The sequence below is a fragment of the Desulfobacterales bacterium genome (assembly GCA_034520365.1).
Lineage (GTDB): Bacteria > Desulfobacterota > Desulfobacteria > Desulfobacterales > Desulfosalsimonadaceae > M55B175.
The window spans coordinates 1,308,072-1,332,791 of the sequence record JAXHNP010000006.1; the positions used below are offsets into that span (position 1 = coordinate 1,308,072).

Here is a 24,720-nt window from a genome sequence, read left to right on the forward strand (position 1 = left end):
TCATGCTGCATACCAAGCTGCCCTATATCAACGATAAGGAAGAGTCTTTCGTGCCTGCCGGCCTCCCGCCGGTTATTGATGCGCATGTACACGTGTTTCCCGAAGGTATTTTTTCAGCCGTCTGGCAGTGGTTTGAAAAGCACGGGTGGTCCATCCGCTATCAATTGAGAACAGGCCAGGTGTTCGAATTTTTGTTATCCCGCGGGGTCTCCCATATTGTGGCGCTTCAGTATGCGCATAAGCCGGGGATCTCGAGGCAATTAAACCATTACATGGCGGGAAAGTGCAGCCAGCATCCGAATCAGGTGACAGGCATGGCGACGGTCTTTCCGGGCGAAGATTATGCCGAAGAGATCCTGCAGGAAGCATTTGACGCAGGGCTTGGCGGATTGAAGCTGCATGCGCACGTGCAATGTTATGACATGAACGCCGAATATATGAATCCCCTTTATGAGTGCTGCCGCATCAATCAAAAACCGGTGGTCATGCATGCGGGCCGGGAACCCAAAAGCCCGGCCTATCCCTGCGACCCCTATAAACTCTGTCGGGCGGATAAGCTGGAGCGGGTGCTACAGGATTTTCCGGACTTAAATGTCTGCGTGCCCCATCTGGGCTTTGATGAAATCACCGCCTACCGTCAGTTAATCGAAAAATACGACAATCTCTGGCTGGATACCACCATGGTGCTGGCGGATTATTTTCCCATTAAGGAGGTCATTGAGCTAAATGACTACCGGGCTGACCGGGTGATGTATGGTACGGATTTTCCCAACATCCCCTATGCATGGGATCGGGAGCTCAAGCGGCTGAAGGCGGCGGATATACCCTATGACCGGCTGGAAGGCATATTAAGCAAAAACGCGATGGATTTTTTCGGGATTTGTTTATAGCTCTGCTGAAAAAGGATCGACTTTTATCACTGGCCTTGGGCATCCAGCAGGGCATGGTAGATGTCGGTGACGGCCATTTCCGAGATCTCGGCCATGGCCCTGCTTATGGCATCCACAAATGCGGCCGGCGTGTTTTCATCGCAGGGTTTTTCCACCGTATAGGTTTTCTGAAAGCAGATCTGTTCGGCAATATTTCTTTTTTCCATATCCATCAGTGTCAGTGAAACCGCTGCCTTTGCCTGCCATTGGGCCGGCCGGTCATCCTCATAAAAGGCTTCCAGGTTTCCCACCAGGCGGTGGGTGGCGGCTTCCCCGCCATTGAAAAAGACCGCCCGGACCATGTCAGCCGCCTTGAAATCCCGGACCAGGAATCTTGGCACCATCTGATCCGGCGGTAAAATCCATTGGTGATAGGCGTATTGGGCGGCGGCGTATTGGTCTTCCTGATAAATGATCTTTTGCGTATTATAGAGGCCGGAGGGCTGGAACGGGTCCACGCGGAGCACAAAGGGCAGGGGCGTGTTATTAAACGATACCGCCGGCGGCGGATAATCCAGTTGATAAAATTTGATCGGCTGGCTCGGGCCCTGGTTGCCGAAGCAGCCGGTCAGGGTCAGCAAGAAAACGATGAGTATGGCATATACGTGGCGATGATTCCAATTTTGCATGATGGCTATTCCCCTTTTCCGTCCAGCGCTTTGGCCGGCTGCGGCGGCGGGCTGAATATGAGTCTGGATGGCTGATTGATGAGCTCATTGATCAGCCGGTTTAAATTCTGGCTCACGGATTCCAGGTGGCGCAGGGTGATATTGAGCTGCTGCTGGAACTGGATGGCCTGCCGGTCGGTGGTGTTGATAAGCTTCGTGCCGGCGGCGAGCATCGTGGATGCATCGTTTGCCGCAGTTTGAAACTCGTCAATGGCAACGGCAATCTCTTTGTTGTGAGCGGTCATGGCCTGACCCACCTGCGTAACCGACCGATCCGTCTTATTGATCAGCTGGTTCATATTTTTTGAGGCCTGCCGGATATTTTCGCGGATCGGCTCCCATTTTTCCGGGGCCATCAGCGCTTCTGCGGCCGTCAGGGTTTCCTGGATTTTTGAAGAGATCTTTTGAACCTGGGCGTCGGTCAGGGTCTGATTGACATTTTCCAGGGTGATGGAGACGTCATTGGCAATCTTTTGGAAGTCCACCTGTTTGATCTCATTCATGATTTCATAGAGATCCGTAAACAGCTGCTGCATTTCTGACGGTTTGGTGGGAATTACCGGATGGTCGGGTTCGAAATCCAGTTGGGGCATGGGAACAATCTCTCCGGGCCGAATCCGCTCCATTTCCACGAACATGATCCCGGTGATGCCGACTGATTTGATTTTCGCCACCAGATTTTCTTTATCCCGCAACGGTTCGCGAAGGTTCAGCACGATCTGAACAAGTTTGCCGTCCGGCGCCACCCGGATATCCGCCACCCTCCCGATGTCCACACCCCGGTATTTTACGGCTGAGTCCTTTTGCAGCCCCTGGACCGATTCGTCAAAAAAGGCGACGTACTTTCGGCCTTCCTGAAAATACTGGACCATGCCGAGCCATAGAATAAAAATGACGACCACCGCCATGCCGATGATGACAAAAAGACCCACGGAAAATTGTGTCCGAACGGACGACATGTATCTGCTCCAAAGAATATAAATGTAAAGATAATATGTTATTTAATACATGTGTTATTTAATACATGTTGCAGCGGATTGCAACTCCATGTCATTATGTAATGCTCTGGAACTGTTCTGCCCGGCGGTTAAAAAACTTTCTGACCATAGGGTTCGGGCTGTTGTTTTTTAATTCATTCGGCATACCATCTGCAACAATCCCTTTGGCTGACTTATCAAGCATGATCAGCCGGTGGCCCAGGTTAAAAATGCTGTCCAGTTCATGGGTGATAATGATCATGGTGGTGCCAAGCGACTGGTTGATATGCCGGATCAACTCGTCTATTTCCGCCGCGGTTATGGGGTCCAGGCCGGCGGAAGGCTCATCCAGAAAAAGGATTTTTGGGTTTAAGGCCATGGCCCGGGCAAGTCCGGCACGCTTGCGCATGCCGCCGCTGATTTCGGTGGGCAGATGATCCACATAGCATTCCAGGCCGACAAGGGAGAGTTTCATGCGGACCATGTTGGCGATTACCGCCCTGGGCAGATCCGTGAACTCGGTAATGGGCAGGGCCACATTTTCGCCGATTGTCATGGAGCCTATAAGGGCGCTGCTTTGAAACAGGACCCCGAATTTTTTTAACGCGTTATAAAAGGCATCATCCGAACACTGGGTGATATCGATGTTTTCGATAAATACATGGCCCTTCTGCGGCATCTCCAGGCCGATCATCTGCCGCATGAGGGTGCTTTTTCCGCTGCCGCTGCCGCCTACAATCATAAAAATTTCACCCGCTGGCACGGAAAAACTTATATTGTCCAGGATCAGATCGTCATTATAGCTGACGCTCAGATGTTTGACTTGGATGACAGGCGTATTCGGCATCTGCATTTATCCGATATAGCTTCGAATTATGGCAAACATGGAGTCGAACAGAATGATCAGGAATATACTGTTTACCACCGCTGCGGTGGCCGCATGCCCGACCGCGGACGCCCCGCCCTTTGCCTGGAATCCTTTAAGGCAGCCCACCCCGGCAATCAAAATAGCGAAAACGCATGATTTCATAAGGCCCCATATGAGTTCAAATACGGTGAGTGCATCAATGGTCTGGGTTATATAGGCGCCGGCGGTTAAATCCAGCAGGGTAATGCCGATTAACAGGCCGCCGGCGATGCCGAAGATGTTGGCAAACGCCGTAAGAAGGGGGATGGTGATAAACGAGGCCAGCAGGCGGGGGATTACCAAAAAAAGCGTGGGGTTAAATCCCATGGAAAACAGGGCGTCGATCTCCTCGGATATTTTCATGGTGGCAATTTCCGCGGCATACGCCGAACCGGTGCGGCCGGCCACTACAATCGCCGTCATGATGGGGCCGAGTTCCGAGACCATAGCCATGGCAACAAGGGAGGCCACATAGATATTGGCCCCGAACTGCTGAAGCTGAAGCGAGGACATAAAGGCGATGATAAGCCCCAGCAGGAAGCTGATCAGGGCGACCACCGGCAGGGCATCCACGCCGGTGGTTTTCATGTAGGTCACCGTATCCTGGCCGCGGAGGGAGCGGGGGCGTTTAATTACCTCGATAGCAGAGAGGGCGATGGCGCCGATAAACGCGATCATAAACCGGATGCCGGCAAGCGCCTCAATGGCCGCTGCCCCGAATTCGACAATGATATTGCTTCTCATCCGCCCGCCATTCACGGAGCAGCGTTCGTCAAAATCAAAATTGACCAATGAAAGGGTTTTCTTGTAAGCTTCCGGCGGATTGATAATGCGGAATTCGGCATCCGGAATTTTCAGGGCATGTTTGAGTTCGAAAAGTACCAGTGCACCGTAGTCATCGAGCATCGAAATGTCGGTTAGATCAAAGTAAATGGGAAGGGCGGTTTTTTTTAATTCAGATGTGAGCTGCTTCAGGCATTCGGCTGCGGTGTCAATGGAAAGCCGCCCGCTTAACCGAACGATATTTCCGCTGCCTTCGTTTTCCTTGATTTCATAATTCCAGGCGCTGGCAGTCTTTTTCATGGATTGCGGCATCAGCTAAGTGTTGTGGTTTTCCAAAAAGCGGTTTATACCGCTGTTGCAGCATTTTTGCAGAAAGTAATCCAAAAAGGCATTCAAATTTCGGACAACAATACTATATAAAATTTATTAAATCAAATCGCTTGATCCTGAATTGAAAAATTTTCAACTTTTGCTATGCGGATTTATAAACACAAACCATACGGGCCGGTAAACGCCTGGGAACTGGGGTGGTCGCCCGTGGGCCGGCCGATAATGACGGTTCACTTCTATATCGTTGGCCGGGTGATGATTGATACCGGCCTGAGCCATATGAGAAGCGCGGCCTTAAATATTGCACGGCGCTATGGCGTAAAGGCTGTGCTTCTGACCCACTATCACGAAGACCATAGCGGCAATGCGGCAGCCATTAAGGAACAGTTAAATATTCCGGTTTACGCCCTGCCGCTGACCTGCCGGAAAATGAGAAATCCCGGCCGGATTTTTCCATATCAGCATTTGATGTGGGGGGCCGCTGACCCCTTAAAGCCGGCGCCATTGCCTCCATCCTACAATGCGAACGGGTTTTCATTTATACCGGTTCATACGCCCGGCCACAGCAAGGATCACACCGTGTTTTTAGAGCCCCGGCAGGGCTGGCTTTTTTCCGGGGATCTGTATTTAAGTGAGCGGATCAAGTATTTTCGGGCGGATGAAAATATTGCCGACCAGATCAAATCTCTTCGCAAAGTGCTTGTTTATGATTTTGACACTTTGTTCTGTGCCCATCGGCCGGAAATTGAGGACGGCCGGCAGTGTTTGATGCGAAAGCTCGATTACCTGGAGAATTTTTACGGAAGTGTGGCCGAACTGGCGGATCAGGGCATGGATGAAGATCAGATTATGCGGCAGCTTAAGCTAAAAGAGGTCTATTCAATCAAGCTGATGTGCTGGGGAAACGTGAGCATGAAGAATATGGTGCGCTCGGTGATCAAGACCCGGGGCGAGGTGACGCTTTAGATTTTAAATCCCCCTCGCTCCCCCTTTTTCAAAGGGGGAAGTTAAAAGGAATGGGCCACATCTTAATACCCCCCCCCCTTTGAGGGGGAAGTTAAAAGGAGCCTTTCTTTCCCCCCTTTGGAAAAGCCCACTGCCCAATCTCCCCCCCTTTGGGGGGTTAGGGGGGATTTCCCTCCACACCCCGCCTGAACCGCTCCAACTGCGCCCGGTAATGGGAGGTATCCCCCGTGGCCATCTCCAAAGCCTGTTTTTCAATTTCAACAGCCTTTTCATACTGGCCGTTGATAAAATAGCTCTCCGCCAGGGTGTCCAGAATATGCGGCGCCTCCTCAATACGGGCGGCGCGCCTGGCCAGTGAAAGCGCTCTTTCCGGCCGGTAAAAAGCCTCTTTTTCAGCCGTGGCATACAGCCATGCCAGGTTGTTCAGCGCGCGGACATTTTCGGGCTCAAGCGTTAGCGCCTGTTCATAGGCGTTGGCAGCGCCCCCTATGTTTTCCTCACTGAAATAAAGATCGCCCAGAAACACATGCAGCTCAGCGTTTTTCGGCTCCTTCTGGAGCCGTTTTTCAACCAGCGACTTTATAAACCCGGCGTTGATGCGTTCCCCGGCTGCGCCAAAGTTTAACTGAAATCCCAGCCACCCCACCAGAAAAAGGGCCAGGATATAAATCAGGATACTTTTTTTAACCTTTTTATTGTGTTTATGTACCCAGCGCGCATCCGACTGGCACTGCTGAAGGTAATCGATACGTTCCTTGATGCTGAAATGATGCCAGTTGGGCCGGTCCGGCGGCTGGCCGCTGGCTGCGGCAATTTTTTCAAATGTGGTAATCAGCGGCGCGGCATCTCCCATGATGGTATAGGCGTAAGCATCGGCCTGGCGCTCGAAGTTGCGCATAAAGTATCCGAAGATGAAACGGAAATAGACAAGAAAGACCACTATCATCATGATGCTGAAGCTGATCGAGGTAAATGTGGCATAAGCGGCCCCGTTCTGGCCCATGAGTCCATAAACGGCCTCTATGTAGATAATGCCGTAGGTGACAAAATCCAGGGTTGAAAATGCCAGGATCAGGTAGCCTGCAAAAAACATCAGATAAAACAGCAGGTGTTTCTTTTTGATATGCCCGATTTCATGGGCCACCACCGCATCGATTTCATAGGGCTCCAGGTAATTGAGAAGCGCCGGGGTAACCAGGATATAGCGAAACCGCCTGACCAGCCCCATCACCCCGGCGGTGATCATCCGGCCGCCGAAAAGCGGCCAGACCATAATATCTTTATACGCCATATTGGTTTTTTTACATAAAAGCTCGATGCGAAGCCTTGTGCGTCCGGGCTTTAAGGGCCGGCACCCCCAGAATTTCTGGATCAGGGCGGGGCCGATAATGGCAATAATTACAAGAAACCCCAGAAAATAGACGATTTGCCCTTCGGTGGATAAAAGCACCTTTTTGGGCAGTTCAAACGGCAGAACATTGATAATGTCTGCGGTAATGGAGAGAATAAACCAGGGCAGGAGCACCGGCAGAGAAAAGGTGATATTCGAAAGTATATAATCCTTCCGCGCCTCGCCGCTTTTATAAAGCTTGATATGCGTATCATAGGCAAAAGTCCACACCACGCATAAATAGAAAATAAAAAGGCCCAGAAAGCACAGCGCCTCAAGGGTGGGGAAGAACCGGAAAAAGGTGAACTGCCTAAGAAGGGTCCCGATATTTAACAGATAGATATCAATGGCATAGATAAAAATCGCCATGATGGCCTGCCGGCTCACGGCGGAGTTGAACTGGTAATCGAGGCTGGCAAAATCGGCCTTGCCGATCCGATTTGTGATGGAGTTAAAGATCATCCGGGTGCCTGCGGCAAAAACGCCGATCAGGCCGAAAAACATGGCCAGGGAGTAAAAGGGATTGATTTGGGGCTCGGATGCCGGCTGATAGGTGGTATAGATGAGCAGGGCCACAATGAAGTAGATGAAATTGCCGAACATCAGGATCTATCCGCCTCCGGTTTGTAAAACCGGTCCTTTTCGCTGTAGATACAGCCGCAGTATTGCTGCCGGTAAAGCCCCAGTTCATGGGATTTTTCAATGCCCTGCTGCCAGCCTTCGCGGAAGTCCATATAATAGAAAGGAACGCCGATCTGCTTTCCCGTGGATTCCCCCATATCGCGGATCAAGTCATGATTCTGCTGCTTGCTGTACAGAAGGGTGGATGTGAAATAGTCAAATTTTCCGCGTTTGGCAATATGGGCGGCCGCCTTGAGCCGCTCGTAGTAGCAGATCCGGCAGCGCTTTGACTCGCGAAAGACCATGTTCCGGATGAACCCTTCAAGGTCATAGCCTTCCTGGTAGATCACGCGCAGACCGTTATTTTCGGCATACTTGCGGACGGCTTCCTCGCGTTTCAGGCACTCGGTAAAGGGGTGGATGTTATGCCGGTAAAAAAAGCCCATGACCTCAAAGCCTTTATCCCGCAGCACATCAACGGGATAGATGGCGCAGGGGCCGCAGCATATGTGAAGCAGGATTTTCATTGGCGGGCTCCGAAAATGGCTGTGCCAATGCGCACCAGGGTGGCCCCTTCGCAGACGGCTGTTTCAAAGTCGCCGGACATGCCCATGGAGAGCTCTTCCATAAAGACGTTAAGGATGTTTTCATCGGCGATTTTATCTTTTAGCACGGCAAGCGCTTTAAAGTAGGGCCGCACTTGTTCCGGGGCATCAAAAAAGGGCGGAATGGTCATCAAGCCTTTTACGGCGATATTTTCCAGGCCGCTGATCTCGCGGACAAGAGGAATTGCCTCTTTTTCGGGGATGCCGGCCTTGGACGCCTCCATGCCCACATTTACCTGGATAAGTATTTTTTGAACCTTGTCATGCTTGGCGGCCTGCTTGCTGATTTCTTTGGCAAGCTTTGCGCTGTCCACGGTGTGGATTAGATCAAACCAGCGCACCGCGTACTTGGCCTTGTTGGACTGAAGATGGCCGATAAAATGCCAGGAAACATTCAGCTCAGACAGCTGCTCGATCTTTTCCCCGGCCTCCTGAATATAGTTTTCGCCCAGGATTGAGACGCCTGCCTCAACTGCCGGGCGGATTTGCTCTGCCGGCACGGTTTTGCTGACCGCTACCAGTTTAACGGATTCCGGGGCCCGGCCGCAGGCAACTGCGGCGTCGTTTATGCGCTGATGGATTTCTTTTAATGCGGTAAACATACAATAAGGCCCAATTCCTTTAAGTCCCCCTTTGCAAAAGGGGGATTTAGGGGGATTTCAAGAGCTAAGGCATTTCTTTCATCGCAGCCCCGTTCCCCCAGCCCTGCTTTTCCGGATCCGGGACAATCACCCCCTGCCTGATCAAATGCGTCATTACCTCGCACAAGGGAAGCCCCACCACATTGGTGTAAGATCCGTCAATGCGTTTTATCATAAATGAGGCAAGCCCCTGGATGGCATACCCGCCGGCCTTGTCATAGGGTTCATCTGTTGCAATATACCACTCGATTTCCGCTGGCGTTAAATCTTTAAAAGTCACTGCGGTCTCTGATACATCGGAAAAGGCTTGCGCTTTGGCCCGGCAGACAATGGCATACCCGGTAAACACATAATGGGTGCGGCCGCTAAGCTGCGCCATCATGTCGCGCGCCTCCTCGACCGAGCGCGGTTTTTCAAGGAGCTTTTCATTGGCCCAGACAATAGAGTCTGCGCCGATTACCCAGGAGTCCGGATACATGTCCGCCACGTCATTTGCCTTGGCCTCAGCAAGCGTCATGGCATAATCCCTTGGCTGAGTGATCGCAAACTCGGCCTCCTTGACCCGACTTGGATATACCGTGAACTCAAGCCCGGCATTCTCCAGCAGAAACTGCCTGCGAGGGGATTTGGAAGCCAGGATAATCTTCGATTCAATTCTTAATTGCTGCATGGCGATTCATTAACAAAACTTCGAACCTTTGACAAGCTTCATGGAGTCCCTTCCTTTAGTTTCATTTTCCTTATGTTTTCCCCTTCCTTATGTTTCCCCCTTTGAAAAGGGGGTTAGGGGGATTTTCAGATAAAATTGCCATTCAAATGGCCATTTAAGCCTCACGGCTAATTTGTTCTAACCGCAAAGCCCATAACCACGGTCCTGCTAACGGCCAGATAGTCGGCACGGTGGCCGACTCTACGACGCATGTCGCCGTAGAAGGGCAGGCCACCGTGCCTGCCTAAAAAAAGACAGAACAAATTTACCGTGATTTAAGCCTGAGATGCCTTGACAACCATTCGGATAAAAGATAATACAGCAAACTGAACCTCAACCCTGTGCCTGGGTGGCGGAATTGGTAGACGCAAGGGACTTAAAATCCCTTGGGGCAAGTCCCCGTACGAGTTCGATTCTCGTCCCAGGCACCAGTTTTGATGCATTTTTTAGCAATTCTAACAATCCCCTGGAGGCCGCCTGATGCAGCTCTGTGTCGTTGGAACCGGTTATGTCGGACTTGTCGCCGCCGCTTGTTTTGCGGAAATGGGCAACCACGTAATCTGCGTGGACAGCAACCCGAAAGTCGTGGATACCTTAAACAGCGGCAGGATCCATATATTTGAGCCCGGGCTGGAGGATATTGTCCAGCGAAACGTCGATCAAGAGCGCCTCCATTTTACCGGCGACCTTTCCGAAGGGATCAAACACGCCCGTTTCATCTTTAACTGTGTGGGCACCCCGCCGCAGCCGGACGGCTCCTGTGACTTGTCCTACGTTTTCAAGGTGGCCGAGCAGGTGGGCCAGGTTATGAACGCGCCCAAGATTATTATCACCAAGTCAACCGTGCCTGTGGGAACCGCGGACCGTATTCGCGAAATTATTGCCGGAGAACTTAAAAAACGCGATATGGATATTCAGGCTGATGTGGTCTCCAATCCGGAATTTTTGAAAGAAGGGGATGCGGTCAGCGACTTTATGAAGCCGGACCGAATCATTGTCGGAATAGACAATCCGGACGTGGCTGACGAGATGGAAGCACTCTATGCCCCGTTTGCCAGAAGCCGGGAGAAGCTTCTTGTCATGAGCATCCGAAGCGCTGAGCTCACCAAGTATGCGGCCAACTGTATGCTGGCCACAAAAATCTCCTTTATCAATGAAATCGCCAATATCTGTGAGCAGGTGGGCGCGGATATCAAGGACGTCCGCATGGGCATCGGCTCGGATCACCGGATCGGCTACCACTTTATCTACCCCGGCGTGGGCTATGGCGGCTCCTGCTTTCCCAAGGATGTGAATGCATTGATTCATACCGCCTCGGACAACGGCTACCGCCCGGAACTTTTAAGCGCGGTCCATCTGGTGAATCATCGCCAGAAGCGGATGCTTGCCCAAAAGATTAAGAAATATTACGAGGACAAGGGCGGCGTCCAGGGTAAAACCCTCGCCATGTGGGGGCTGGCATTTAAGGCCAATACCGATGATATCCGGGAGTCAGCGGCAATTGATATTATCAGTGAGCTGACCGAGGCCGGCATGCATATCCGCGCCTATGACCCCCAGGCCGGTAAGCCTGCCAAAGAACTCTTTTCCGGAAACGATCGGGTTGACATTAATGGCAGGCAATACGCCATCCTGGACGGTGCCGACGCCCTTGCCATCGTCACGGACTGGAACCAGTTCCGCAACCCGGACTTTGACCGTATCAAAAACGCGCTTAAAGCCCCTGTCATCTTCGACGGCCGCAACCTCTACGCCGCGCAAAGCCTTTCAGACAGCGGATTTACCTATTTTGGCGTGGGGCGGCCGGAAGTGTAAACTTTTAAACGGCCATTTCTCACAGTCTTTGACCCAGCGTGGCCCGTGATTTGTATCTTGCATTTGTTGAGGAGATATGCTCCCGCCCTTTTTTGCCATAATCTCAGCCATTTTATTCAGCCTCTCCTTTTCTAAACCTTCAATCTGGCCTTTCGCATTTATCGCACTGGTTCCATTTTTTTATATTTTAGATAAAGCCAAAAACAATCGGCAGCGGTTTTTGTATGGCGCGATTTGGGCGGTGGTCATGGCCGGGGCCATGGGGAACTGGCTGTTTATTGCGCTTTGTGAGCACTATGGGCTGGGATGGGGTAAGGCGGGCCTGTTTTTCCTTGTCTGTCTGGTGCTGCCATTAGTTTTGATGTATGGGGTTTTCGGCCTTGCGTACGGATTTTTCAGGCAGGACCGGTTCCTCTTTTATGCAGTGGTTATTCCGTCTCTATGGACTGTAACGGAATCTTTGAAGGCATTAATCCCCGGGCTTATTCCGTGGGGAAATATCGGGTATGCGGTGATGCCGTTTGCGGATTTTATCCAGGTCGCAGATGTTACGGGCATCTATGGGCTTACCTGGATTATGGCAGGGATAAATGCATTGATCATGCTGCTGATTAAGGATTTTTGGGGCGATAAGAAAGTCCGCTATCGCATGGTCGGCGTTTTTTTTCTGCTGATCTTCGTGTTTTCGGTGCTTATCGGATACGGCCGGTTCCGGACGGCGGATATTCGGGCTTTGGCTGAACACGGAAAGCAGGTAAATGCTACCCTGGTGCAGGGCAATTTCAGTCTTGAGGACCGCTGGAGCGGGATGGGGTTTTATCGCCGGGTGCAGACCTATCTTTCCATGAGCCGGGAAAAAGATGACAGCCAGAATCCCCGAATTATCGTGTGGCCGGAAACCACGCTAAACGCGTCAGCCCGGCTGGATGAGGCATTTTTCAAATCGTTGATGCAGGCTATTGGAAAGGATGCGCTCCTTATATCCGGCGGATTAAAGCCGTCACCAGACGGCGGCGTATACAACAGTGCCTATCTTGTTTCCGGAAAGGGGCGACTTCAGCGCTATGACAAGCATATTCTGCTCCCCTATGCAGAGACGGTGCCCCTGATCGACTGGCTGGGCGAATTCTATACCGCACCGGATGAGTTCGTGAAAGGCGGCTCACCGCTTTGCTTTGATACATTCCTGGGCAAAACCGCCCCCTCCATCTGTTTTGAAACCTTATACCCGGCCTATATCCGGCAGTCGGTTAAAAGCGGGGCGGAAGTGCTGGTAAATATTTCCAATGATGCCTGGTTCGGGGATTCGGCGATGCCGCATATGCATTTGGACGCGGCCCGCATGCGGGCCATTGAACATCGGCGCTATGTTTTGCGCACCTCAAACAGCGGGATTTCCGCCATCATTGATCCGAACGGAAGGGTGGCAGAGCGGAGCCGCTTGTTTGAGCAGGCACGGGTCTCCGGCACATGCCGGTTATCGGATCAAACCACCATTTATACCAAATACGGCAATTGGGTATTATATGCCGCGGCCGCTGTTTTACTGCTGGCCTGCATAGGGCAGGTCTTCGACCGTGAGCGGTGACTCTTTTTTGATCTTTTCGCGGCCTTTGCGGATGGCCTCCCGCCGCCTGAAGGCGTCTGCATCTTCGCCGAACACCTCGTCCTGAAGGTTTTGAATCCGTTTTTCCTTTTCCGCGTCAGAAAGCGCTTCATCGGAGCGGATGGTCTTGGCCTGTTTTCGGTAATTTTCTTCGCGTTCTGCCTCTTCTGCCATTTGCCGGTCAATTTCCTCAAATCTGTCCACGACTTCCGGTGAAAAATGTCTTTCCCGCAGTTCGCGGAGTTTTGCCTGCCGCACGTCTTCAGATTCTGCCGTGTTCAGGTCTTTCTGATAAATTTGCAGCGTCTCCTGGTACTGGTTGTAGGCATTGCGATGCGCGTCCACCTTTGCCGATTCATCGCCCCACATTTTTTCATTTAACCGGGCGAGCTGTTTTTCCTTTTCTTCGCCATACAAAGTGTCATCTTTCACGATAGCGGCCCGGCGGAAGGCATATTCCTTGGCTTTAACCTGTGTGCCGAACAGTTTGTCCGCCAGCTCCTTCCCAAGACGCTCCCGGCGGAATGTCTGAATCCGTTTCAGCAGATCAACAGCTTCTTCCGGGGTTTTGACGCTGGAGAAATTTTTGTATTCTTTCATCAAATCCATTTCGCACTGGAGGTACGCTTTATACGTATCAAACAGCTTTCGGGCCTCTTCTTCCGAGAATTCGGAGAAAAGATAGGTTTTCACGGAATCGAAATGTTCGCCCAGGGTTGTGCTGGTGCGGAATTCGTGCTCAAGATGCTTGAAAAATTTAAGGGTGGTATAGGAATTGATCAGGCCTTCGGAAAACAAAGCCCGCAGGTCGACGCTGTTTTCCGGCGGCGCTTCCACGGTCTCCGGATCATCCGTTTCCCCGGCAGAATCAGTGCGGGAATCCTCCGATTGCTCCTTTTTCGGATCATCGAAGTCAATGTGCTCCCGGCTCTTGTGTACATCCGCCAGTTCAATGTCATAGGATTTATCAAAGATATACTCTGTCTGCCCGCTGTCTTTGGGAAAAAGCCAGTAGCCGAAGAGGAAAAGCAAAAGGCCGGCGGTCAGTACGGCGGCCAGACGTTTTTGGTTGACTGTCATAGGCGCTGATCCTTAATCGTGTTTTTTGGATATTGAAAGTTTAATGAGTTTTGATTTTATCCGGAATTAATTTTTATTGCAATAGGGGGTCAGGATAACAGCACGGCTAATTTGTTCTGTATCCAAATCGAAATCGCTATCGGGATCGGGATCGAAATCGAAAAAATATGACCCTTGGACACGAAAAACTGGACGTCTATCGCCTTTCAATAGGCTGCGTTGCATGGGTTTACGAGAAGGCCGACAGCCTGAACGGAGTCCATCGGCCCGCCCGGGATCAATGGCTTCGGGCCAGCCAGTCGATACCGCTCAATATCGCCGAAGGTAATGGCAAGACCGCGGAAGTTGACCGAAGGCGTTATTTCGAAATCGCTCGTGGCTCCGCGCTTGAGTGCGCGGCGATTCAAGATGTGCTGGTTGTCGGCAAGGCGCTGGACAAGATGGAAAGCCGGAACCGCAAGGATGAACTCGACCGTATGGCCGCGATGCTCAGCCGTCTCGGCGGAAGAGGATACCAAGTTCGAGAGGATCAGGAAGTCTACAGCATCGATTTCGATCCCGATAGCGATTTCGATCCCGAGGAAAACGAATCCCAACCTTTGCGTTAACAGGACCGGGGGTATGGATTTTGCGGTTAGAACAAATTAGCCGTGAGGATAACAGCTGTGCATTTAAACGGAGGGGCGGTGCGCCGGGGAAAAGAGGCTTGCGATAAAGGGCCTGCGATAAAGGGGTTGACCAGGCGGCATGTTGGCCCCATAATTGGATTCCCTTTTTACAGGGATCAAGCGAAATACTTTTACTGACCAATTAAACTGTATCAGGAGTAATAAATGGAGCTGTCTGAACAGCAGAAAGCGGCTGTTGAACATATCGGGCCGGCCCTTGTGGTGGCCGGGGCGGGTTCCGGCAAAACCCGGGCGCTTACGGCCAAGATCGCGCATTTGATTCATCAGGGGTATAAGCCCGAACGGATCCTTGCCATTACCTTCACGAACAAGGCCGCAGACGAGATGAAACGCCGCCTTACCCAGTTGACCGGCCTTGGATTGGGCCGGTTTCCGTGGGTGCGGACCTTTCATTCCGCGTGTCTCCGGATTTTAAAAGCCCATTGCCATCTGCTGGGATTTGCGCCGCCGATCCAGATTCTCGGGGAATATCAGCAGCAGAAGCTGATCCAGGACATTCTGCGGGAATTCAATATTGAAAAGAAGCATATGTATCCTATTCGATCGCATATATCGCAGGCCAAAAACTCAGGGGACCCGGGCGGCTACCTGGATAAGCACCAGCGGCTCGCCCAGTTCCGCGTGGATGAGATTTACAGGCGCTATGAAGCGGAACTGAAAGCAAGAAATGCCGTGGATTTTGATAATCTTCTGCTTTTGACCCGCAATCTGCTGCGCGATTATCCCGAAGTCCGAAGCCAGTATCAGCAGCTTTTCGCCTATATCCTGGTGGATGAATACCAGGATACAAATGACTTGCAGGAGGAGTTGACGCGGCTTTTACTGGGCGGCGGCAATCTCTTCTGCGTGGGCGATGACTGGCAGGCGATTTACGGATTTCGGGGGAGCAATGTGAACAATTTTCTGGCATTTCCCAAAAACTATGCAGCATCCAAGATTTTTCGGCTGGAGCGAAATTACCGGTCAGCCGCCGAGATTGTCGAGATCGCCAATCAGCTGATCGCCAATAACCCCCGTAAAATGGATAAAGCCTGTTATTCGGAAAAAACCGGGGGGATTGTGGAGATGTATGATTTTTTCGGGGATGATGAGGAGGCCCGCTGGGTGGCGGACAAAATGCATATGCTCCATGCCGACGGGATCGAATGGAGTGAGATGGCGGTCCTCTATCGCACCAAATTCTGTTCTCTGCCGTTTGAGCAGACATTCCGATCCGCCGGCATTCCGTATCAGATGCTGGGCGGCAAAGGGTTTTTTGAGCGAAAGGAGATCCTGGATCTTAACTGTTATTTAACCGCAGCAGTGTTTGAAAAAGATGATGCCGCGTTTGAGCGAATTATCAATATCCCCAAGCGGGGTATCGGCGGTACGATGATCAGCCGGATTGCCGGGTTCCGGACGTCAGATATGAGCCTAAAGGCGGCCGCCTGGCAGGCTTTTGCTGAAAGCGCGCTTTCCGCAAAAGCCGGCACCCAGCTAAAGCATCTGCTGGCGCTTTTGGACGAGATCGCCAAGCAGCCGCCGGATGCGGCCATTAATACCATATTGCATAAAACCGGCTACCTGGAATATCTGAAACAGTATGCCAAGACCAATGATGATTATACGGCGCGGGTGGAAAATATCGAGCAGCTCATATATGCCGCCTCCCAGCATGACGCGCTGATCGATTATCTCGAAGAGGCGGCGCTTGTCAAGGAGGATAAGGCAGAAGATGAGGCGGTTGACCATCGGGTGAGTCTGGCAACGATGCATGCCAGCAAAGGATTGGAGTTCCGGGCGGTGTTCGTGGTCGGGTGCGAGGAAAACCTGCTGCCGCATTGGAAATCCAAGGAGACACCGGCTGAAATCGAAGAGGAGCGGCGCCTGATGTATGTGGCCATGACCCGGGCCGAGGAACTTCTGTTTATTACCTCAGCGGATTTCAGAAAAGGGCAGTTTAATCAGAGAAGCCGGTTTCTGGGAGAAATAGATATTTTTTAGGGATTAAGTGGTTAAATGGTTAAGTGGTTAAGTTAAAATGATAGATTCCTTTTGTCATCCCCCTTGAAAAGGGGGAATGAGGGGGATTTTACAGACTCGTTATTTCTTGAAATTCTCCTTTAATTTTTTTTCCAGCTCCTCGTGGAGCTTTTTCTTTTTCTCCGCCTGTTCGGATTTAACCGACTCCAGGTCCACCCGCTGGGATTCGCGGGCCTGCTTGAACTTCTTTAATTCCGCCTCAAGCCGGCTTTCCTCGGATTCCCTGGGCAGATCCTCGATTTTTAAGTGGTCCTTGACAAACAGGCGGGTTGTCCCGGCCCTATCCAGGATTTCGATGATGTCAAACTCCTTGAATTTCCGGCACAGCCGGTTGGTCTCTTCAATTGAGGCCTCCAGCATCCCGGACACATCTTCCATCGACGGCGGGGCGGACATCCGGTATTCAAGTATCCGGATGGCGGATACGATTAAATGCGCGTATTCATATAATGATTTTTTGGCCATTGGCTTATCCGTCAACTGTTTTTCGGCTATTTGAGCCCCGGGTTTTTAAATCCCCCTCGGTCCCCCTTTCAAAAGGGGGAAGTAAAAAGGATCAAGTGCTTGACAGCCGGATACTTAAATCGTATCATCCGCTTAAATTTTGTCAAGTCAAGTCATGTGAACCCCACGGTGAACTTTTTCTGGCGAAAAACCCCATAACCATGGGGTTTTTCGCACGTAAGGTCGGCACGGTGGCCGACCCTACAAAATGTCGGCATTGTCGCGTAGGGCGGGCCACCGTGCCCGCCTGAAAAATAGATAGAACAAATTTACCGTGATGTGAACCCCTATGTGTACCAGCTTTGGAGGCAGCGATGACAGATATTTATGATGTTTGTGCCAGAGAAATCCTTGATTCCAGGGGAAATCCCACCATAGAAGTCGATTTAATGACAACATCCGGGGCAATGGGCCGCGCCGCCGTTCCCTCAGGGGCATCCACCGGTTCCCGGGAAGCGCTTGAGCTTCGGGACAATGATAAAAAGCGTTATCTGGGCAAAGGGGTGACCAAGGCGGTCAAAAACGTGGTGGATGTGATTGCCCCCAAAATTTGCGGCATGGATGCAGCGGACCAGATAACGCTGGACCGGTTTATGATGGAGCTTGATGGCACGCCGAATAAGTCAAAACTCGGCGCCAATGCCATGCTGGGTGTTTCCATGGCGGCTACGCGCGCGGCGGCAGACGCCTATGACATGCCGCTGTACCGCTATATCGGGGGGCTTACCGCCAGGTATCTGCCGATTCCCATGATGAATATCGTAAACGGCGGTGCGCATGCCGCCAATAATCTGGATATCCAGGAGTTTATGATCGTACCCGTGGGCGCTGCCTGTTTTTCCGAGGCCGTTCGCATGGGGGCGGAGACCTTTCATCAGCTAAAGAAGATTCTAAAAGACCGGGGATCGGTCACGGCAGTCGGGGATGAAGGCGGGTTTGCGCCGGACTTTGACTCCAATGAAGAGGCCATGCAGGTTATCATGCAGGCGATCGAGGCGGCCGGCTACAAGCCTGGAACCGATATTGGTCTGGCCATTGATGCCGCCGCCAACGAGTTCTACGAAGACGGTAAATATTTTCTGAAATCTGAAAACAAGCGCCTGAGTGCCATGGACATGATTGACTATTATCAGGCGTTGATTGATAAATACCCGCTGTTTTCCATTGAGGACGGGCTGGCTGAGCAGGATTGGAAAAACTGGACCACGTTTACTGAAAAGCTCGGTAACCTGGTGCAGCTGGTCGGCGATGACGTGTTCGTCACCAACCCTGAGATTTTCGGCCAGGGCATCCAGGACGGGATCTGTAACTCCATCCTGGTTAAATTAAATCAGATCGGCACGGTCACCGAGACCCTTGAAACCATTGAAATGGCCAAGCGGGCCGGCTACACCACGGTCATTTCCCATCGCTCCGGTGAAACCGAGGACCATTTTATCTCTGACCTTGTGGTCGGGGTCTCCGGCGGGCAGATTAAAACCGGTTCCATGTCCAGAAGCGACCGGGTCGCCAAATACAACCAGTTGATCCGTATCGAGCAGGAGCTGGAAGACAGTGCCCGGATCTCCGACAATGTGTTTACGTTTACCGACTAATCTTCCGGCGGGGCTCAGATAGGATGCCGGATGCCATGAGACGGTCTAAATGTCGGCTGGTTAAGCGGATTGCCACCTGCATGATATTGGTCACAGCCGGGTTAAGTTTTTTTGGGGTGCCGGCGGCCGGGTATGTGCTGGATGGCCGGCATGTGCTTGACTTAATGCTCGATCACATGGATCTGCCTACTCAGATGCGCATTGAGCAGCTGCTGACCGTGTTTGACGGGGCATTTGAATCCGGCGAGACGGCATTTCCCCAGACTGTCTGCTATAAAATTCCGGCAAATTATTATGCTGAAATCCAAACAGGTGCGCTTCACCGGATTTATGTGGCTTCCGGAGACGAAACCCTGACAATTGTGGATGGAAAAATTATGTCCACAAATATGGAAGCCATCCAGCATTTTAAGGACATTTTCCTATACCGTTCACGGCAGGCGCTCTCTGATCATCTGGCCTATCTGGGGGTCAATGTGGCCAAATCAAGCTACGGCCGGTGGAACGAAAGCATTGCCTATGTCATCGGTGCCCGGTATCCGGATGAATCCAGGCCGCAGATATGGGTGGATAAAAAAAGTTTGTTGCCCATTCGATGGATCTATCAGGCAGGAAATGAGGGCGCTGATGCGGCAAAAATCGAGTTCCGCTATAAGGACTGGCAGCAGACCGGGGGCAGCTGGTATCCGGGGGCCATTGAGCTCATAAAAGACGGGGAGCTGCGCCGGCGGATGAATGTGTCCCGGGTAGAGATCAATCCGGTGTTTGAAACGGCAATTTTTAATATTGATCATTTAAAGGCGGTCTATGCAGCGCCTGATTCCAAGGCCGGGCCTGCCGCCTCTGAAAACGATATTGATCGGCAGATAGAAAAATTTCGGGAGATTTTTGAGCCGGAATAGGGCAGATTATATTATTACTGAAGTTACTTAGAAGGTAGATTTATGGCAGGCAAACCCAAATTTATTTTTGTGACCGGCGGGGTGCTTTCCTCGCTTGGCAAGGGACTGGCCTCTGCTTCCATCGGGGCGCTGCTTGAGTCCAGGGGACTGACCGTTACCCTGCTGAAACTTGATCCCTATATCAATGTGGATCCCGGCACCATGAATCCTTTTCAGCATGGCGAGGTGTTTGTCACGGATGACGGTACAGAGACGGATCTCGATCTGGGCCACTATGAACGATTCGTTAACGTGCGGTTGAGCGCAGACAACAACTTCACCACCGGAAAAATATACGATTCGGTGATCCAAAAGGAACGCCGCGGGGATTATCTGGGCGGTACGGTTCAGGTCATTCCCCATATTACGGATGAAATCAAGCAGGGCATTATACAGACCGCCCAGGATGCCGATATCGTTATCGTGGAAATCGGCGGTACCATCGGGGATATCGAGAGTCTGCCCTTTCTTGAAGCCATTCGGCAGTTCCGGTTCGATGTGGGCAAGGAAAATGTCATATATATCCATCTTACCTTTGTGCCATACATATCCACTGCGGGGGAGGTTAAAACCAAGCCCACCCAGCACAGCGTCAAGGAACTGAGAAGTATCGGTATCCAGCCGGATATCATCTTGTGCCGCACCGGGCGCTTCCTTTCCTCAGATATCAAGGCAAAGATTGCCCTTTTTTGTAATGTGGGCCAGGATGCGGTGATCACAGCCAAAGATGTGGACTGCATCTATGAAGTGCCGCTGAATTTTAATCAGGAAAATCTGGATGATAAGGTTCTTGAGGTTTTAAATGTCTGGACGGGGGCGCCGCGGCTCGAAAAATGGCACGATTTGCTGAGACGTATCAACAATCTCAAGCATCGGGTCCAGATCGCTGTGGTGGGCAAATACACGGATTTGACCGAATCCTATAAAAGCCTGAATGAAGCTTTGTTTCATGCCGGCGTTTATAATGACGCCAGGGTTGAGCTTCTGTTTATCGACTCAAGCACCCTGACCGCCGAGAATGTGGCTGATTCACTGGCCTCTGCGGACGGAATTCTGGTGCCCGGCGGTTTCGGCGCCCGCGGGGTGGAGGGAAAAATACTGGCCATCCGACACGCCCGGGAGAACAATGTCCCGTATTTTGGTATCTGTCTGGGCATGCAGCTCGCGGTGGTAGAATTCGCCCGCCACGTGGTGGGCATCCAGAAGGCCCACAGCTCTGAATTTGACGAATCAACTGAGTTTCCGGTGATATATTTGATGCGGGAGTGGTTTGATGAAAAGACGCAAACCATTCAGAAACGGGATGTGAATTCGGATAAAGGGGCCACCATGCGGCTTGGCGCCTATCCTTGCCATCTGCCGATAAAGGATTCGCTGGCATATAAGGCGTACCAGTCAAACAAGATTTCCGAGCGCCACCGGCATCGGTATGAATTTAATAACGAGTTTATGCAAAAACTGGCTGACAGCGGTCTGGTGTTCAGCGGTTTATCCCCTAAGGGCGATCTGGTGGAAATCGTGGAGTTAAAAGATCATCCCTGGTTTCTGGGCTGCCAGTTTCACCCGGAATTTAAATCCCGGCCCATGACCTCGCATCCGTTGTTCAGAGATTTTATCAAGGCGTCCCTGGACAATTGTTTAGCAGCCGATTCGCCGTAAATCGTTTTCCTCGTCCGCGATACTTTGGGAAAGCCGCCTAATGAAAGAAATCCGCGACGCTGTTTTAAATTGCATTTGACCATCACGTCCTTAATATCAGAGCATTTCTGAAATGCATTCCCTGAACCCGATAACGCCCGGGGATACCATTGGCATTGTTGCCCCGGCCAGCCCGTTTGATAAAACCCGATTCGAATCCGGCGTCAGGTTTCTGGAAAACCAGGGCTTCCGGCTGCGCATTCCCACGGAAATTTGTGATCGCGCGGGATTCCTGGCAGGCTCTGACGCCCAGCGCGCCCGGCTGATCAATGAATTGTTTGCCGATTCCGGCGTTCAGGCCGTCTGGTGCGCCAGGGGCGGCTATGGGTCGCTTCGGATTCTGCCGCTGATCGATTATTCCCTGATCCGGGCCCATCCCAAACCGTTTGTCGGCTCCAGTGATATCACGGCCCTTTTGGCCGCGCTCACCGAGCGCTGCGACATGCCGGTTTTTCATGGCCCGATGGTTGTATCATTTGCCGATGCGGATGAGGCATCGTGCCGGGCGGCGATTGAAATATTTAAGATGCCCGGGGTCTGGACGGTGAAGGCGGAGCCCGTGCATGTGATCCGGCCGGGACGAGGCTCGGGCCCTGTGGCGGGGGGGAATCTCACTACCCTGGCTCACCTGATCGGTACGCCCTTTGAGCCGGACTTTTCCGGAAAGCTATTATTTATTGAGGATATTGGCGAGGCCCCGTATCGGATAGACCGGATGCTGACCCAGTTCAAAATGGCCGGCAAACTGGCTCATGTTCAGGGGGTGATTTTGGGAAATTTCATCAATTGCGGTACGCCCGAAGAGATCCATGCCATTGCAGAGGAGATGTTTTCCGATCTGTCCGTTCCCGTATTAGGCGGCATGCCTGCCGGCCATGGTCCGTGCAACATGATGCTGCCCATCGGCGTCGAGGCTACACTCGATGCCGGTAGCGGCACCCTGACCTACCATTCCCGGTTTTTCCATAAAACTCTGAAGGCTGCCGGAAAAGCAGCGCCTGATGCCGGTTTGGCATGAGTCGAATGGATCATGCAGACGGGCTGATGCGGCAGGCGATTGCCGACCGGGTGTTTCCCGGCGGGGTTTTGCTTGTTGCCGATTCCGGCAGCATCCGTTTTTTTAAGGCCTACGGTGTTGCCAATATTTTTACCGGCCGGCCAATGACCGGCGACATTGTCTTTGACCTGGCCTCATTAACCAAGCCGCTGGCCACCACGCTTGCCGTCATGAAACTCGTTCAGCAGAATGATTTAACCATTGATCAGCCGGTGGCCGACATACTTCCGGAGTTCGAAAATACGGATAAAGCCGGCATGCGGGTGGCCCATTTGCTGGCGCATGTATCCGGTCTGCCGGACTACCGTCCTTACTACCATGAGCTGTGCGCCCATCCACTGAACCAAAGAAAAGACAGGCTCTATGAGCTTCTGCAGAATGAGCTGCCGGCCTGTCCCAGAGGCCAAAAAACGCTATACAGCGATCTCGGGTTTATGCTGCTGCACCTCTTGATTGAAAAGATTGCCGGCTGCGGTTTGGATAAGTTTGTCACCCGGGAGGTTTATCAGCCGCTTGGGATTAAGGATCTATTTTTTATTGATGTTTGCGATGGATCGCCGGACAGGGCTTTTGCCGCTACAGAGGACTGTACGTGGCGCAATCGGGTACTGGAAGGGGAAGTCCACGATGAGAATGCCTATGCATTGGGCGGGGTTTCAGGGCATGCCGGATTATTCGGCACGGCAGAGGCGGTCCATGCATTGCTTGCGCATCTGCTGCAGGGGGTTGGCGGGGCTGCCGGGCTGTTTGCGCCTTCCCTGCTGCGCCGGTTTCTGAGCCGCTATCACTCCTATGATCGCGCTCTGGGATTTGATATGCCCGCTGAAAAAGGCTCAAGTGCGGGCGAATATTTCGACAGGGAGGCAAGCGTGGGGCATCTGGGGTTTACCGGGACCTCTTTCTGGATGGCGCTGGATCATGCCATTATCATTGTGCTGCTCACCAACCGGATTCATCCCCGCCGGGATAATGAGGCCATCAGGCAGTTTCGTCCGCTTCTGCACAATACGCTGATGGCTTGTATTTAAGGGATTTCAGGAATTATCCGATCCATTTTTGTGCTTGCTATGCCCCCGCGTTTCTGTTAGCCATAAGACTTAATTCTGGGCGGACAAAACGGTTATCGGGCTTAAAAGGAGGCGACACGGTGTTTCTTGATGCATTATTGGGGGTTTTTTCAAATGATTTGGCGATAGATCTGGGCACAGCCAACACCCTGGTCTATGTGCGCGGCAAGGGGATTGTTCTAAGTGAACCATCGGTTGTGGCTGTTCGAACGGACAATCGCATGAAAAATCGGGTGCTGGCGGTCGGTCTCGAGGCCAAGAATATGCTTGGCCGAACACCCGGAAATATTGTGGCTATCCGTCCCATGCATGACGGGGTGATTGCGGACTTCGACGTGACCGAGGCCATGCTCCGCCATTTTATCTGCAAAGTTCACAACCGCCGGTCATTTGTCCGGCCCCGGATCGTGATTGCCGTTCCCACTGGAATTACGCCTGTTGAAAAACGCGCGGTCAAAGAAGCCGCCGAATCCGCCGGCGCCAGAGAGGTGTTTCTGATTGAAGAGCCGATGGCTGCGGCCATTGGTGCGGGCATGCCGATTACCGAGCCCACCTGTAACATGGTGGTGGATATCGGCGGCGGAACGACCGAAGTCGCGGTGATCTCTTTGGCAGGGATTGTCTACAGCCGGTCAATCCGGGTGGCCGGGGATAAGATGGATGCCGCCATCATGCAGTATGTGAAACGCAAGTATAACCTCTTAATCGGGGAGCGGACCGCGGAAATTATAAAAACCACCATCGGCAACGCTTATCCGGATTCTGAAAATTATGAAACCATTGAGGTAAAAGGCCGGGACCTGGTTTCCGGGATTCCCAAGATCCTTGCCATTGACTCAGAGGAGATCCGGGTGGCGATCTCCGAACAGATTGATGCGATTGTTGAAACCACAAAGATAGCCCTGGAGCAGACCCCTCCGGAACTGGCCGCAGATATTGTCGACCGCGGCATCGTCCTCACCGGCGGCGGCGCCTGCCTGAAAAATCTGGATAAACTGCTGCGTGAGGAGACCGGGCTTCCGATTACAGTCACCGATGACCCTTTATCCACTGTCGCCCTTGGATCCGGGAAAACATTAAACAGCATTGAAATCCTCAAACAGGTAGTTATCGACTGATT

Annotated in this window: 22 protein-coding genes and 1 tRNA gene; 13 read left to right on the forward strand and 10 right to left on the reverse strand. The window is 52.1% G+C overall.

All coding sequences use genetic code 11. The features are described from left to right. Positions 1–2: 2 nt before the first annotated feature. The gene (locus tag U5L07_13875) at positions 3–890 is read left to right on the forward strand and encodes an amidohydrolase family protein (GenBank protein ID MDZ7832838.1); all 888 of its coding nucleotides are present in this window, start codon (positions 3–5) and stop codon (positions 888–890) included. A gap of 26 nt (positions 891–916) precedes the next feature. Here the strand turns inward: U5L07_13875 and U5L07_13880 are convergent, their stop codons facing one another. From U5L07_13880 to U5L07_13895, 4 genes are all read right to left on the reverse strand, one after another. Continuing rightward, complete coding sequence (locus tag U5L07_13880) at positions 917–1,558, reverse strand: ABC-type transport auxiliary lipoprotein family protein (GenBank protein MDZ7832839.1); 642 nt, start codon at positions 1,556–1,558, stop codon at positions 917–919. A gap of 5 nt (positions 1,559–1,563) precedes the next feature. Next, a complete protein-coding gene (locus U5L07_13885) occupies positions 1,564–2,556 on the reverse strand; it encodes an MlaD family protein (GenBank protein ID MDZ7832840.1) in 993 nt (330 codons plus the stop codon). 94 nt (positions 2,557–2,650) lie between these two features. Continuing rightward, positions 2,651–3,421: an ATP-binding cassette domain-containing protein gene (locus U5L07_13890; GenBank protein MDZ7832841.1), complete on the reverse strand. Its 771-nt coding sequence runs from the start codon at positions 3,419–3,421 to the stop codon at positions 2,651–2,653. 6 nt (positions 3,422–3,427) lie between these two features. Then, positions 3,428–4,564 (reverse strand): MlaE family lipid ABC transporter permease subunit, encoded by a 1,137-nt coding sequence (locus U5L07_13895; GenBank protein ID MDZ7832842.1) that lies wholly within the window; start codon positions 4,562–4,564, stop codon positions 3,428–3,430. 174 nt (positions 4,565–4,738) lie between these two features. Between U5L07_13895 and U5L07_13900 the strand changes: the two genes are divergently transcribed. Next, positions 4,739–5,560 carry an MBL fold metallo-hydrolase gene (locus tag U5L07_13900; protein MDZ7832843.1) on the forward strand — a complete coding sequence of 274 codons (822 nt, stop codon included), beginning with the start codon at positions 4,739–4,741 and terminating at the stop codon, positions 5,558–5,560. 157 nt (positions 5,561–5,717) lie between these two features. On the opposite strand, the gene U5L07_13905 is transcribed toward U5L07_13900, so the two are convergent. From U5L07_13905 to U5L07_13920, 4 genes are all read right to left on the reverse strand, one after another. Next, entirely contained in the window at positions 5,718–7,553 is a 1,836-nt protein-coding gene (locus tag U5L07_13905) for a M48 family metalloprotease (protein ID MDZ7832844.1), read from the reverse strand. Next, the gene (locus U5L07_13910; GenBank protein MDZ7832845.1) at positions 7,553–8,098 is read right to left on the reverse strand and encodes an epoxyqueuosine reductase QueH; all 546 of its coding nucleotides are present in this window, start codon (positions 8,096–8,098) and stop codon (positions 7,553–7,555) included. Before U5L07_13910 ends, U5L07_13905 begins: the two co-directional genes overlap by 1 nt. Further along, positions 8,095–8,778 carry a YggS family pyridoxal phosphate-dependent enzyme gene (locus tag U5L07_13915; protein MDZ7832846.1) on the reverse strand — a complete coding sequence of 228 codons (684 nt, stop codon included), beginning with the start codon at positions 8,776–8,778 and terminating at the stop codon, positions 8,095–8,097. The genes U5L07_13910 and U5L07_13915 overlap by 4 nt, the downstream gene beginning before the upstream one ends. Positions 8,779–8,842: 64 nt before the next feature. After that, positions 8,843–9,487, reverse strand: a complete 645-nt coding sequence (locus U5L07_13920; protein MDZ7832847.1) for a Maf family protein — start codon at positions 9,485–9,487, stop codon at positions 8,843–8,845. A 382-nt stretch (positions 9,488–9,869) separates the two neighbouring features. On the opposite strand from U5L07_13920, the gene U5L07_13925 reads away from it, so the two are divergent. The 3 genes from U5L07_13925 (at position 9,870) to lnt (ending at position 12,929) form a co-directional block, all read left to right on the forward strand. Further along, positions 9,870–9,957 (forward strand) — tRNA-Leu (locus U5L07_13925). Positions 9,958–10,006: 49 nt separating this feature from the next. Further along, complete coding sequence (locus tag U5L07_13930) at positions 10,007–11,341, forward strand: UDP-glucose/GDP-mannose dehydrogenase family protein (protein MDZ7832848.1); 1,335 nt, start codon at positions 10,007–10,009, stop codon at positions 11,339–11,341. Between the two features lie 76 nt (positions 11,342–11,417). Next, positions 11,418–12,929 carry an apolipoprotein N-acyltransferase gene (lnt, locus tag U5L07_13935; GenBank protein ID MDZ7832849.1) on the forward strand — a complete coding sequence of 504 codons (1,512 nt, stop codon included), beginning with the start codon at positions 11,418–11,420 and terminating at the stop codon, positions 12,927–12,929. On the opposite strand, the gene U5L07_13940 is transcribed toward lnt, so the two are convergent. Then, the gene (locus tag U5L07_13940; protein ID MDZ7832850.1) at positions 12,885–14,027 is read right to left on the reverse strand and encodes a lipase secretion chaperone; all 1,143 of its coding nucleotides are present in this window, start codon (positions 14,025–14,027) and stop codon (positions 12,885–12,887) included. The genes lnt and U5L07_13940 overlap by 45 nt on opposite strands. A 167-nt stretch (positions 14,028–14,194) precedes the next feature. On the opposite strand from U5L07_13940, the gene U5L07_13945 reads away from it, so the two are divergent. Next, a complete protein-coding gene (locus U5L07_13945; protein MDZ7832851.1) occupies positions 14,195–14,635 on the forward strand; it encodes a four helix bundle protein in 441 nt (146 codons plus the stop codon). Between the two features lie 225 nt (positions 14,636–14,860). Continuing rightward, positions 14,861–16,699 carry a UvrD-helicase domain-containing protein gene (locus tag U5L07_13950; GenBank protein MDZ7832852.1) on the forward strand — a complete coding sequence of 613 codons (1,839 nt, stop codon included), beginning with the start codon at positions 14,861–14,863 and terminating at the stop codon, positions 16,697–16,699. Positions 16,700–16,798: 99 nt separating this feature from the next. Here the strand turns inward: U5L07_13950 and U5L07_13955 are convergent, their stop codons facing one another. Further along, entirely contained in the window at positions 16,799–17,203 is a 405-nt protein-coding gene (locus U5L07_13955) for a hypothetical protein (GenBank protein ID MDZ7832853.1), read from the reverse strand. A 353-nt stretch (positions 17,204–17,556) separates the two neighbouring features. On the opposite strand from U5L07_13955, the gene eno reads away from it, so the two are divergent. The 6 genes from eno (at position 17,557) to U5L07_13985 (ending at position 24,718) form a co-directional block, all read left to right on the forward strand. Continuing rightward, positions 17,557–18,837, forward strand: a complete 1,281-nt coding sequence (gene eno, locus U5L07_13960) for a phosphopyruvate hydratase (protein ID MDZ7832854.1) — start codon at positions 17,557–17,559, stop codon at positions 18,835–18,837. A 35-nt stretch (positions 18,838–18,872) separates the two neighbouring features. Then, positions 18,873–19,739: a hypothetical protein gene (locus tag U5L07_13965; protein MDZ7832855.1), complete on the forward strand. Its 867-nt coding sequence runs from the start codon at positions 18,873–18,875 to the stop codon at positions 19,737–19,739. A gap of 42 nt (positions 19,740–19,781) precedes the next feature. Then, entirely contained in the window at positions 19,782–21,437 is a 1,656-nt protein-coding gene (locus U5L07_13970) for a CTP synthase (protein ID MDZ7832856.1), read from the forward strand. A gap of 112 nt (positions 21,438–21,549) precedes the next feature. After that, entirely contained in the window at positions 21,550–22,494 is a 945-nt protein-coding gene (locus U5L07_13975; GenBank protein ID MDZ7832857.1) for an LD-carboxypeptidase, read from the forward strand. Beyond that, the gene (locus tag U5L07_13980) at positions 22,491–23,561 is read left to right on the forward strand and encodes a serine hydrolase domain-containing protein (GenBank protein ID MDZ7832858.1); all 1,071 of its coding nucleotides are present in this window, start codon (positions 22,491–22,493) and stop codon (positions 23,559–23,561) included. The genes U5L07_13975 and U5L07_13980 overlap by 4 nt, the downstream gene beginning before the upstream one ends. 119 nt (positions 23,562–23,680) lie before the next feature. Then, on the forward strand, positions 23,681–24,718 hold the full coding sequence (locus U5L07_13985) for a rod shape-determining protein (protein ID MDZ7832859.1): 1,038 nt from the start codon (positions 23,681–23,683) through the stop codon (positions 24,716–24,718). Positions 24,719–24,720: the final 2 nt, after the last annotated feature.